This window comes from Granulicatella sp. WM01 (assembly GCF_004570605.1).
Classification (GTDB): domain Bacteria; phylum Bacillota; class Bacilli; order Lactobacillales; family Aerococcaceae; genus WM01.
In genome coordinates, this window is record NZ_SPPB01000006.1 from 42,155 (window position 1) to 54,953 (window position 12,799).

Sequence of the window (12,799 nt, forward strand, 5' to 3'; positions counted from 1 at the left end):
CAATAGCATGGTTGGAAAATATCATGAACAAAAGTTGGGATTATAGTGCATGCTTAGTTACGAACCTAATTAGATAGAGTACAGAGGAGAACCATGATTTTACCGAAATATACAATATTGACTAAATTATTCAAACGCATAAGACCAAGTAGACAATCTATAACAACTCATCGTGCAACAACTTACGGAGAAGAAAGGTTGTTAGTGTTTGTTCAAAATCTTTTACAAGGTGAGTATGCACATATTGATTATACCCAAGCCGATTATATCAGTAATGCTAACATAAGGTATAGAATGCAATGGATAATTTTAGAAGCTATGATTTATCGTGGCGATTTAGATTTAGCCAGACATATATTCAAAGATCTGGAGCACGTTAAGATGAGTGGGGAATATAGTGTGATTGGAGCATTATATTATATGTATAGTGCATTAGATTTTGATAAAGCTAGGCAAATGCTATATATAGCAGAAAAAACGTTGTCAAATGACACCTTATATCAAGAAGAATATGCGTATAGAGTGCAACAAATTGAGATGATGAAAGAGATTATCACGTTAGGAGAATAGTATGATTTATTTAGATAATGCTGCAACAACTCAGCCATTTCCGGAAGTGATTGCTGAAATGCAAGATGTCTTGATAAATGTTTATGGTAATCCGTCAAGTGTTTATCAATTAGGCAGACAAGCAAAACAAAAATTAAATGAAGCACGGCGAATGATTGCACATTCTATCGGAGCAAAAGATAGTGAAATTATATTTACAAGCTGTGGAACAGAATCAAATAATACCGCTTTATATAGCTTAGCTTATGCACAGGAAAAAAGACATATTATAAGCACGTGTATTGAGCATCCTTCTGTAATGAAGGTGTTGAAAGATTTAGAAACTAAAGGCTTTTCAGTAACTTACTTGCCAGTTGATGAGCATGGTATCATCTCATTAGATGATTTGGAGCATGCTATTACATCTGAAACAAGTTTTGCAACCATTATGGCAGTAAATAATGAAGTGGGGAGTATCCAGCCAATTGAACAAATCGCTGAAATACTACATCGTCATCATGTATTTTATCATACAGATGCTGTTCAAGCATACGGAACACTTCATTTTGATATGACACAATTACCGATTGATATGATGAGCGTATCCGCACATAAAATCCATGGACCAAAAGGGATTGGCTTTTTATATATACGTGATAACACGCCGTTTAAGCCATTTATTTTAGGTGGTGGACAGGAGCAAACCCAACGATCCGGGACTGAAAATTTACATAATATCGTTGGATTTGCTAAAGCAGTCGAGATGATGAATGTAAGCAAAAGAAGAGAGCATTTTAACCATTTACAACATAAATTTTTGAGCCTATTACATGCCTCAAAACTAGATTATGAACTCAATGGATTAGAAGATACGTCCAAAAAATCATCAAAAATTATAAATATTTGGTTTAAGCACATTCCAAGTAGTAAATTGCTTATTCAACTTGATTTAAAGCATGTTATGGTTTCGGCTGGTTCAGCCTGTTCGGCAGGAAGTTTGAAAGCTAGTCCTGTTTTGCAATGCATGTATCCAAGTACGCCAAATAGAGCTATCGAATCTATTAGATTATCTTTTTCTGAATATAATACAGAAAAAGATATCGAAACATTAGTTGAAATATTGAAAGTGATTGCGATATAATAGAGCGAAAATATAATATTAGGTGGTAATATGAGCGATAAAAATAATATAACAAAACAATTCGAGATGAAAAAGCGAAGACAAGAACGTGAGAACGGCATAGCTAAAAGAATTACATGGATTATTGTGACGATTGTATTGTGTATTTTAATGGTTGTTGGTGTTAGTGTTTATCAACATATTCATTATAATTTACAACCGTATAATATAAAAGATAAACAAACTGTAGATGTCCAAGTGGAACAAGGCATGACTCTAAGCGAGTTGGCAGCTAAATTAGAAAATATGAAATTAATTCGTAGTGCAACATTGTTTAATTTATATTTAAAAACGAAAGATGTTGGATTACTTCAAGCAGGCCATTACTCATTTTCTCCTTCAATGACTTTAGATGAAATGATTGGAATAATTAAAGAAGGTGGTGCTAACAAAGCTATTGTGGCAACAATTTTAGTTAGAGAAGGTGAGCAAATTACTGATATTGCTCAAAATGTAGCTGATAAAACACCATTTACAAAAGACGAATTTTTAGATATGGTTAAAAATGAAGCCTTTGTTAAAGAACTTGTTGCAAAATATCCAGATTTATTGACAAGCATGAGCCAGACATCTCAACTAAAATATGCTTTAGAGGGGTATTTATTCCCAGCAACATATAATTATTATGAAGGGGACACATTAAAAGATATTATTCAAAGTATGGTTGAAAAATCGGCAGTTGTCATACAACCGTATATCGCACAAATTAAAGATAAAGGTCTTAGTGTACACCAAGTGTTAACGATTGCCTCTCTAGCAGAAAAAGAAGGCGTAACAATGGAAGATCGTAAAAAAATTGTAGGTGTTTTCAATAACCGTTTATCTAATAATATGCCTTTACAATCAGATATTAGTATTTTGTATGCTTTAGGACAACATAAAGAACTTGTTACATTGTCAGATTTGGAAGTCGATTCACCGTATAACTTGTATAAGCATACAGGATATGGGCCAGGACCTTTTAATTCACCTAGTGAACAAGCTATTATGGCAACTTTAAATCCAGAATCACATGATTATTTATACTTTGTTGCAGATACAAAAACAGGACAGGTGTATTATTCAAAAACGTATGAAGAACATCAAGAGTTAGTGGAAAAATATGTTAACAACAAAGAAAATTAATACTGAGTGAAAACTCAACAGATAAGGAGAATATTGTGGTAAAAAAACCTATTGTTATCGGTGTGACAGGAGGCTCTGGAAGTGGCAAAACGTCTGTTAGTCGCCGCATTGTTGAAGCTTTTCCTGGTTTATCTATTTTATTATTAGAACAAGATGCGTATTATAAAGATCAAAGTCATTTAACATTTGAAGAACGTGTGAAAACGAATTATGATCATCCTTTAGCTTTTGATGGAGATTTACTTGTTAATGATCTGAAAAAACTTATTGCAGGTCAAGAAATTCAAAAACCAGTATATGATTATGTTCAACATACACGTAGTGCAGAAGTGATTAAGCAATTGCCTAAAGATGTAGTCATTTTAGAGGGATTATTTGTATTAGATGATCCAAAGTTAAGAGAACTTATGGATATTAAAATTTATGTAGATACAGATGATGATATTCGCATTATTCGTCGGATTAAACGTGATATGGAAGAAAGAGGACGTAGTTTGGATTCTATTATTACGCAATATTTGACACAAGTAAAACCAATGTATCATCAATTTATTGAACCGACTAAGAGATTGGCAGATATTATTATTCCAGAAGGTGGAAATAATCAAGTCGCCTTAGATTTAATTGTTACCAAAATTGCCAAAATTTTAGATTGTTAAGTGCGTATAATGGAAAGTAGGGATAAGAATGATTGCTTTTGTATGGGCAGAAGATAGCCGCGGTTTGATTGGTAAACAAAATGTATTGCCCTGGCATTTGCCAAATGATTTAAAATTTTTTAAACAAGTGACAACAGGGCATACTATCGTTATGGGAAGAAAAACGTTTGATGGTATGGGGAAACGTCTGTTGCCTAAACGACAAACGATTGTGATGACTCAAGATAAGCATTATGACGGAAATGGTGCAATAATATGCGATAATATTCAAGAAATTGTAACTTTAGCTAAAAACACAGACGTGTATGTGATTGGCGGCTCGCAAATATTTGATTTATTTATGCCATACGTTGACAAATTATATCAAACTAAAATCCATCATACATTTGACGGTGATGCGTATATGGCAAAGATTGATTACACCCGATTTAAAAAAGTGTATGAGGAGCAAGGCGAGTTAGACGATAAAAATAAATATGCACATACGTTTTATATTTTTGAAAGACTTACATAAAAACAAAGAAAAGGACTGTTTTTCAGTCCCTTTCTTTGTTTTTATCGTGAATTTGCAATGTAAATAGGATAGGTAAATATTTTTTCAAAGCAAAGTATAGAATTGGTACAAAAATAGCTGTTACTGCAGAGGTAATAAATGTATTAGTCATTGAGCTAAGTGCTAATCCGAATGCTGTAGAATTTCCAACAATCAAATAATTGGTAATCAGTTTACGGGTAAAAATAACAATGATTTTAACAATTCCAGCAAGCACACCTAAAGTGGCAATGTTTTTTAATGTATCTTTGTGCTGCACATGTGTATAAAATACATGTAATGTCAAGATAACAATAATAGACTCTAATAAAGTAAAATGTACAGAAGTGATGTAATTGTTTAATAAATCAAAGATAAAAAAGCCAACACAAGCTGAAATCATACCATAAGTGGTGCCTAATGCTAAAAAACTAATCACAACTAATGCATTTCCAAGGTGTACTATTGCAGGTGGGACTGGAATTTTAAAAAATGAAGTGCCTAAAAAAATGATGGCAGCAAAAAGTGCAGTATAAATTAATTGTCTAGTTTTATTTGGTGTCATAATAATTCCCCTTTATAAGATGATGTAATTGATGAAGCTGTTTCTCAAAAATAATACCGTGCGTTATCTCACGATTTGACGCGCATGTGTCGTGTAGACAAGCTACAATAAAATCCAGAGCCATTTGGACTCCTTGAGGTAAAGGTATATGATGCAACGTAAAAGCTGCAATGAGCGCACTAAACATATCGCCGCTACCAAAAAAGTGATGTGGAATATATGAGGACGAACAGTAGTGACACTCTCCTTGATGTAAAAACATTGCTCCAATTGATTGCTTGTCAAAAGAAATTCCTGTAATAATAATGGTATCTACGTGTAACTGTGTATGAAGTGTTTCAAGAAGGTGTTGAATGTCTTCGTATGTATAGGTAGATAAGTAATTTCTATTAGCTAATAAACAGGCTTCTGTTAAATTCGGCATGATAATGTCGGCTTTTTGGCATAGACGAGCCATGTGCATAGGATACTCATTTGAAAAACCACGGTATAAATGTCCATTATCAGCCATAACAGGATCAACAATGAGCAACTGATGTTTTGGAAGATGACTTAATAGATAGTCAATTTGTGCATCATCATTAAAATAGCCGGTTAAAATAGCATCAAATGATAAGTTTAATGTTTCCCAATGCTTGAGTATAGCACTCATATCATGTTGCAAAGTGCAACGGTAAGGGTTTGGAAAAGCCGTATGTGTAGATAAAAGAACACTAGGCAATAAACTTGTTTCAATTTGACAGCTAGATAATAATGGTAAACTGGCTGAAATAGCAACTTTGCCAAATCCGGATAAGTCATTAATGAGTAAAAGTGACGGTAGTCTCATAATGTTTTCTCCATATCGTGATGTAAAATATTGGCTTCTTCATATTCTTCTCCAACAATGTGGTACCCCAATTTTTCGTAAAATGGAATGGCATGATTTTGCGCCCCTAAAGTTAAACAAGTTAACTGTAAAGCAGAAGCGTAGCGTTCTATTTCACGTAAAAGCTGATGTCCAATGTTTTTTCCTCGGTGTGATGCTAAAATGGCAACACGTTGTACTTTGCCTATAGTTTCACTTTTAAAGTATAAACGTGCAGTACCAATTGCTTGATGTTGGTCATACACAACAACGTAATGGCATTTATCTTCTAATGCGTCAATTTCTAAATCTGGATGAACGTGTTGCTCCTTAATAAAAACGGCTTCTCTAATGGAAAGAGAGTCATGATAAATAGGCGACTGTAAGTGTGTAGTCCATTTAAAATTCATAAAACACCTCGCTTTTTTTATTGTTTTTATTCCCATTGAAGATAAGTTTGCTTATAAGGTTATGCTTATCTGGTAAATGGTGAAAACATTATCTTATTTAAAGCATTTTTAGTTTGACAATGTGCTTTTCATAATTACATCTATTATAATAAAAATTTACAATAAATGAAACTAGAATATTTTGAAAGTGATGTGCTTTTTTTAATATATAAAATGTGATAGAATAGTTAAGATAAAATATGAAGTATGAGGGATAACTTATGGAAACTAAAATGTTTAAACGGATTAAAGAATTAACGGAGTTACAAAGTACAAGTGGCTTTGAACACAATGTTAGACAATATATGATTGAAAAAATGACACCTTTGGTAGACAGAATTGAGCAAGATGGTTTAGGTGGTGTCTTTGGAATTAGAGAACATCAAGATAAACAGGCACCAAAAGTGATGGTTGCTGCACACATGGATGAAGTAGGCTTTATGGTTTCTCAAATCACTGATAGAGGACTTTTTAAAGTCATTTCGTTAGGGGGATGGAACCCTTATGTTATTTCTGCACAACGCTTTACTTTGCAAACTTCAAAAGGCGATTATCCATGTGTATCCTCATCAATTCCACCACATTTATTACGTGGAACAAATGGACAATCTCAGGTATCTGTGGATAGCATTTTATTTGATGCTGGATTTGAATCAAAAGAGGAAGCAGAAACTTTTGGTGTTAGACCAGGAGATACGATTGTACCATTAGTAGATACTATTTTAACGGCTAATGGAAAACGTATTATATCTAAAGCATGGGATAATAGATATGGTTGTACAGTTGTTTTAGATGCCTTGGAAACGTTACAGAATACGAAATTGCCTAATACGTTGATTGCTGGAGCTAATGTGCAAGAAGAAGTAGGATTGCGTGGTGCAAAAGGATCAACAACAAAATTTAAACCGGACGTATTTTTTGCTGTAGATTGTTCAGCAGCAGATGATACAGTAACGACAAATGGGACTTTTGGGCATTTAGGAAAAGGAACATTATTGCGCTTGCAAGATCCAAGTTTTATTTTATTACGAGGTATGCGTGAATTTTTATTAGATATTGCTCATACACACCATATTCCGTACCAATATTTTGTGTCTAAAGGTGGAACAGATGCAGGTGCTGCACATCAGAGTCATTACGGTGTGCCAAGTGCAGTTATTGGCGTTGTGGCGCGTTATATTCATACACATCAGACTTTGTTTTCTATTGAAGATTATGAAGCTGCTAGAGAGTTACTCATTCAAGTGATAAAAGCCTTGGATAGTAGTACATTGAATACCATTAAATCAATGAATTAGGAGAAAATTATGTTTTTAGCTTTTTACAATAAAGAACATGTTGGCGATACGTTACTATTGTTAGCAAAAGAAACAAATCATAGTGTGGAAACACAAAGCCATGGACAGATTACACGTATTTATGATAAACAAACACAAGAAACATTAGCTTATAATATTTTTCATATTTCTGAGCATCTTCATTTAGATAAAACAGGATTTGTGACATTAAGTTGTGAACAAGTAGATGTAGTTAATCGGTTATTGCAAGAGTCAGGATTCATGCCTATTACAGTAGATAATTCACCAAAATTTGTTATAGGACATGTTGATTCATGCATAGAGCATCCAGATTCTGATCATTTGCATATTACACAAGTGTCAATTGGAGAAGACAAACCTCTCCAAATTGTTTGTGGTGCAGCAAATGTGAATCAAGGTCAGCTAGTTGTTGTTGCTAAGATTGGTGCAGTTATGCCAAGCGGACTTATTATTTGGCCAGGAGAATTGCGTGGAGTAGAAAGTTGTGGAATGTTATGTTCAGCAAAAGAATTGGCTTTAGAAAATTATCCAAGTCAAAAAGGTATTTTAGTGTTGGAACAAGGTCAAGTTGGGCAATCTTTTTTTCAGTAGGAGATAAATGATGAAAGAATTTCCTAACTATTTGATGAGCGAGGCAAATCAACAGTATAAAAGACAAAAACAGGAATCATTACCTAGTGTATCTGTTATTGCCTCATTAAAGACCACAACACATGATTACCATGAACAAAAAAGACGAGTTTATCAAGAAAAAGAGTTGGCATCTTTAGAACAAAACCCTAGAAAACCTTTTATACCCAAAATATTGCCACCTTCATTACAAGTAAATCGTCTTGAACAGGTTGATTATCATACTATAAAAGAAAGATTACGTTGGAGCGACAATGACGTGTTGCTATTTGATGAAAATCAATGTGTTTTACATGAAAATTTAAAAATTATGTCGACCTCAGTTGAAGAAAAGACAACACATGTTAAACCAACTAAGCGAGGATTAAATCAATCTATGAACGGAATTTTAGAAAAAGAAATTTCTCCAAATCGCTATTTTAATAAGTCTAAATAAGAGAGTGAAATTTATATGAATACAAATAAAATATATCATTTTACAGGCATTAAAGGTTCTGGAATGAGTGCCTTGGCACTTATTTTGCACGGAAAGGGAGAACGTGTGCAGGGAAGTGATAAACCTGATTACTTTTTTACACAAAAAGGATTGGAAGATGCACATATTCCGTTGTATGATTTCAATGAAGCAACATTAACTGAAAATCATATTGTTATTGCAGGAAATGCCTATTCTGATGAGCATGTTGAATTAGTTGCAGCTAAAAAAGCAGGAGCTGAAATTATTCGATACCATAATTTTTTAGGAGAACTTATCAAAAATTATACGAGTATTGCTGTAACGGGATCTCATGGAAAAACAACGACTACAGGATTGTTGTCACATGTGTTGAAAAAATTAAAACCGACCAGTTATTTAATTGGAGATGGGACAGGTTTTGGACACGAAAATGCAAATTATTTTGTACTAGAAGCCTGTGAGTATCGTAGACATTTTCATGCTTATAGTCCAGATTATGCCATCATGACTAATGTTGATTTTGATCATCCAGATTATTATCACCATATTGAAGATGTGTATAATGCTTTTGAAACTTTTGCAACACAAGTTCAAAAAACAGTTGTGGCGTGCGGTGAGGATAAGTATTTAAAACGCTTATCGCAGGTTAAAGATGTGTTTTATTATGGGTTTTCAGATGATAATCACATGGTTGCCAAACATATTCAAAGAGATACACAAGGAGCAACTTTTGATGCGTATGTGAATGGAACATTGTACGGAACGTTTTATGTGCCAGTTTATGGGCAGCATAACGTATTGAATACTTTGGCAGTCATTTCGATATGTTATTTAGAAGGATTTAGTGCTGAAGAAGTGGCTGATGCCATTCGTACATTTTCAGGTGTAAAACGTCGTTTTTCTGAAAAAACAGTAGGCGATATTACAGTTATTGATGATTATGCACATCATCCTTCAGAAATTTTTGCAACTTTAGATGCTATTCATCAAAAATATCCTGAAAAAGAGGTTGTTGTTGTTTTTCAACCACACACTTTTACACGTACGGTCGCTTTACTAGAAGAATTTGCAGAAGTCCTATCTGTTGCGGACACAGTCTATTTATGTGAAATTTTTGCATCAGCAAGAGAAAAAGAGGGGAATATTACTATTCAAGATTTAGCTGATAAAATTACAAAAGAAGTGAATATTTTAGATAGCAAAAATCTATCAAAATTATTGAATTATCATGATGCAGTTATTGCTTTTATGGGTGCTGGAGATGATGTTTACACAATTTCTCAACAATATGTCAATTTACTAGGGGAATTGCAGTTAAATAAACAATAAGATGATATGGCGAAAGAGTATTTCTTTCGTCCTTTTATAAATGTATGCTTATTAAAGCATGTATAATCTGAATGATTGTTCTAGTTAACTGTAATAATAAAATGGAGTAAATACTCTCCATTATTTTTTAGGAGATATAAAATGTTCTGTGGGGTGCAGGAAAAAATAATAGCAGATATTTATGATATGCTATAGTTATGAGATAAGATATAAGGAGGATGCCATGCCGAAGTTACTATTAATTGATGGGAGTAGTTTAGCATTTAGAGCATTTTATGGATTAAACCAGTTAGATAAATTTAAAACGAAAAAAGGGTTTCACACGAATGCGCTATATGCTTTTCATACAATGCTTGATGCAATGTTAAAAAGAGAATGTGCGGAATATGTTTTAGTAGCGTTTGATGCTGGGAAAACGACGTTTAGAACGGAACTGTTTGCAGAATATAAAGGTGGACGTGCTAAAATGCCTGAAGAATTAGCGGAACAATGGCCTTATTTTCCAGTTATGCTAGATGCTTTAGGTATTAAACATTATGAATTAGCTAATTATGAGGCAGATGATATTATTGGAACATTAGCTAAGCAGGCGGAAACAGAAGATATAGATGTTGTCATTTTATCTGGAGATAAGGATATGATACAGCTTGTCAGTTCACATGTACGTGTTGACATTACACAAAAAGGGAATGAAGTGAAGTCTTATACGATAGAGAGTATCCAAGAAGATATGCATATTACACCACGTCAAATTATTGATGTAAAAGGATTGATGGGAGATTCATCAGATAATTATCCCGGAGTAACTAAGGTAGGAGAAAAAACAGCCTTAAAATTAATTCAAGAGTTTGGGAGTATTGAGGGTGTATACGAACATATTGACATGCAAAAAGGGAAGTTGAAAGAAAATTTAGTTAATGATAAAGAGATGGCTTTTTTAAGTAAAACGTTGGCAACAATTAATCAAGATGCACCAATTGCTTTAAATGTAAAAGATACCTTATATCAAGGAAAGCAAATGGAGCAGCTAAAAGAATTTTATGTACAGATGGAATTTAATCAATTTTTAAAACAGATTGATGTTTCCCAAGAAAAAGAAATTGTTTTAGAGCAATATCATTATGTAGATACGATTACTTCAGAAATGTTAGGGAAGGAGAGTGTTTTACATGTTGAATTGTTAGAAGAGAATTACCATACTGGAACGCCTTTAGCAATCGCTTGGACTAATCAACAACATATTTACGTTACCAATTGGGAAAGTGCTTATCACTCGTCAGTACTAAAAGAATGGTTAGAAAATGAGCAGGTGGCAAAAATAGTATATGACTCTAAACGCATAAAAGTGATGCTATCTCGCTACGGTATAGATATAAAAGGCATAATGTTTGATGTGCTACTAGCGTCATATATTATTAACGTGAATAATCATTATACAGACTTATCAATGCTTGTTACTGAATATGGTGTGAGCAATGTTCAAAGCGATGAAACTGTTTATGGAAAAGGGGCCAAACTCTCTATTCCAGAGCAGAAAGTCATTGCCCAACATATTGCTCAAAAAGTACGAGCACTTTCTAATATTACACCGATTTTAAAAGAAAAATTAACAAGCCAATGTCTAGATGAATTATATTATGATATGGAGTTACCTTTGGCTGATGTGTTAGGCAATATGGAGATAGTCGGTGTCCACGTTAAAGAAGATACGTTGCAAAATATGGGCGTTGAACTGGCAGAAAGAATACATGTGCTAGAAAAAGAAATTCATCATTTAGCTGGAGAAGCATTTAATATTAGCTCACCAAAACAGTTAGGGTCTATTTTATTTGAAAAGCTAGGATTACCTAAGGGGAAAAAGACAAAAACAGGTTATTCAACAGCTGTAGAAGTTTTAGAAAAGCTAATAGATGTACCAATAGTTGAAAAGATTTTAGACTATAGACAGCTAACAAAATTAAATTCAACGTATGTAGAGGGATTATCTAAATTTATTGCCACAGATCAAAAAATTCATACACGCTATGTTCAAACGTTAACACAAACTGGACGATTAAGCTCAACAGATCCTAATTTACAAAATATTCCTATTCGTATGGAAGAAGGGCGACGCATACGACAAGCGTTTGTGCCAAGTCAAGAGGATTGGCTAATGCTTTCTGCGGATTATTCACAAATTGAATTACGTGTTTTGGCTCATATTTCTCAAGATGAGCACATGAAATTGGCGTTTGTTCAACAAGAAGATATTCATACAAGCACAGCTATGCGTGTGTTTGGCGTGTCAAAACAGGAAGTAAATTCTGATATGCGGCGTCAAGCAAAAGCTGTTAACTTTGGTATTGTTTATGGCATTAGTGACTATGGTTTGTCACAAAATTTGAACATTTCACGTAAAGAAGCGCAACAATTTATAGACACATATTTTGATAAATATCCTAATATTAAACAATATATGGAAAATATTGTTAATCATGCTAAATCACAAGGATATGTTGAAACATTGTTCAATCGTAGACGCTATTTACCTGACTTAACATCAAGTAATTTCAATATTCGTTCTTTTGCAGAGCGTACAGCAATGAATACACCAATTCAGGGGAGTGCTGCAGATATTATAAAAATTGCCATGGTCAAAATGAGCAAATTATTAAAAGAAAAAGGTCTATCTTCACGCATGTTATTACAAGTACATGATGAACTAATTTTTGAGGTTCCACCACACGAAGTAGATATTATGAAAGAGCTTGTGAGTTCTGTTATGGAAAATGCAGTTTCTCTATCTGTACCATTAAAAGTAGATTGTCAAATCGGAAAAACACTCGAATTGTAAAGCCAAGTGCAACAGTACATGAAAAATACTAAAGTCACAGTCTATGTCTGTGTGCGACATAGTTGTTTTGTAATGGAATAGGTGTAACGGTCAAGGTATTAGCGTAGCGAGCCTTTACGGTTACACCTATTCTGTTATAGTTTATGTCGTTGCACACAAACGATTAAACATAGTATGAGGTGTATCATAGTCTAGTATACGTCTAGGTCTATTATTTAACGCATTTTGTATAGTTGTTATCATTTGAATAGGTACTAAATTAAATGATTTTCCCTTTGGTAAAAATTCTCGAATTAAACCATTGTGATTTTCATTAGTCCCTCGT

13 protein-coding genes and 1 pseudogene are annotated in these 12,799 nt (G+C 33.6%); 10 read left to right on the forward strand and 4 right to left on the reverse strand.

The window, feature by feature from the left end; all coding sequences use genetic code 11:
• The first annotated feature begins 93 nt into the window (after positions 1-93).
• Genes E4T68_RS01895 through E4T68_RS01915 form a run of 5 tightly spaced genes read left to right on the forward strand, consistent with a single transcriptional unit; the run spans position 94 to position 4,027 of the window.
• On the forward strand, positions 94-570 hold the full coding sequence (locus E4T68_RS01895) for a hypothetical protein (RefSeq protein WP_135123577.1): 477 nt from the start codon (positions 94-96) through the stop codon (positions 568-570).
• A 1-nt stretch (position 571) separates the two neighbouring features.
• The gene (locus tag E4T68_RS01900; RefSeq protein WP_135123579.1) at positions 572-1,690 is read left to right on the forward strand and encodes a cysteine desulfurase family protein; all 1,119 of its coding nucleotides are present in this window, start codon (positions 572-574) and stop codon (positions 1,688-1,690) included.
• A gap of 30 nt (positions 1,691-1,720) precedes the next feature.
• The gene (gene mltG / locus E4T68_RS01905) at positions 1,721-2,854 is read left to right on the forward strand and encodes an endolytic transglycosylase MltG (RefSeq protein WP_135123581.1); all 1,134 of its coding nucleotides are present in this window, start codon (positions 1,721-1,723) and stop codon (positions 2,852-2,854) included.
• A 32-nt stretch (positions 2,855-2,886) separates the two neighbouring features.
• Entirely contained in the window at positions 2,887-3,513 is a 627-nt protein-coding gene (gene udk, locus E4T68_RS01910) for a uridine kinase (RefSeq protein WP_135123583.1), read from the forward strand.
• A gap of 28 nt (positions 3,514-3,541) precedes the next feature.
• Positions 3,542-4,027 (forward strand): dihydrofolate reductase, encoded by a 486-nt coding sequence (locus E4T68_RS01915; protein ID WP_135123585.1) that lies wholly within the window; start codon positions 3,542-3,544, stop codon positions 4,025-4,027.
• Positions 4,028-4,049: 22 nt separating this feature from the next.
• Here E4T68_RS01915 and E4T68_RS01920 read toward each other — a convergent pair whose 3' ends face one another.
• From E4T68_RS01920 to E4T68_RS01930, 3 genes are read right to left on the reverse strand one after another with little or no spacing between them, the layout of a single operon-like run.
• Entirely contained in the window at positions 4,050-4,610 is a 561-nt protein-coding gene (locus E4T68_RS01920) for an ECF transporter S component (protein ID WP_135123587.1), read from the reverse strand.
• Positions 4,597-5,439, reverse strand: a complete 843-nt coding sequence (locus E4T68_RS01925; RefSeq protein ID WP_135123589.1) for a pyridoxamine kinase — start codon at positions 5,437-5,439, stop codon at positions 4,597-4,599. Before E4T68_RS01925 ends, E4T68_RS01920 begins: the two co-directional genes overlap by 14 nt.
• Positions 5,436-5,867 (reverse strand): GNAT family N-acetyltransferase, encoded by a 432-nt coding sequence (locus E4T68_RS01930; protein ID WP_135123591.1) that lies wholly within the window; start codon positions 5,865-5,867, stop codon positions 5,436-5,438. Before E4T68_RS01930 ends, E4T68_RS01925 begins: the two co-directional genes overlap by 4 nt.
• Before the next feature lie 260 nt (positions 5,868-6,127).
• On the opposite strand from E4T68_RS01930, the gene pepA reads away from it, so the two are divergent.
• The 5 genes from pepA to polA all read left to right on the forward strand — a co-directional run bounded on the left by pepA (position 6,128) and on the right by polA (position 12,474).
• Positions 6,128-7,204, forward strand: coding sequence for a glutamyl aminopeptidase (gene pepA / locus E4T68_RS01935; RefSeq protein WP_135123593.1), 1,077 nt, complete (start codon positions 6,128-6,130; stop codon positions 7,202-7,204).
• Positions 7,205-7,213: 9 nt separating this feature from the next.
• A complete protein-coding gene (ytpR, locus tag E4T68_RS01940; protein ID WP_135123595.1) occupies positions 7,214-7,816 on the forward strand; it encodes a YtpR family tRNA-binding protein in 603 nt (200 codons plus the stop codon).
• A gap of 10 nt (positions 7,817-7,826) precedes the next feature.
• Complete coding sequence (locus E4T68_RS01945; RefSeq protein WP_135123596.1) at positions 7,827-8,291, forward strand: hypothetical protein; 465 nt, start codon at positions 7,827-7,829, stop codon at positions 8,289-8,291.
• 15 nt (positions 8,292-8,306) lie between these two features.
• Positions 8,307-9,641 carry a UDP-N-acetylmuramate--L-alanine ligase gene (gene murC, locus E4T68_RS01950; protein ID WP_135123597.1) on the forward strand — a complete coding sequence of 445 codons (1,335 nt, stop codon included), beginning with the start codon at positions 8,307-8,309 and terminating at the stop codon, positions 9,639-9,641.
• Between the two features lie 223 nt (positions 9,642-9,864).
• Positions 9,865-12,474: a DNA polymerase I gene (gene polA / locus E4T68_RS01955; protein WP_135123598.1), complete on the forward strand. Its 2,610-nt coding sequence runs from the start codon at positions 9,865-9,867 to the stop codon at positions 12,472-12,474.
• Between the two features lie 141 nt (positions 12,475-12,615).
• On the opposite strand, the pseudogene E4T68_RS09515 reads toward polA, so the two are convergent.
• Positions 12,616-12,799 (reverse strand): annotated as a pseudogene (locus E4T68_RS09515) (IS30 family transposase); the annotation flags it as partial.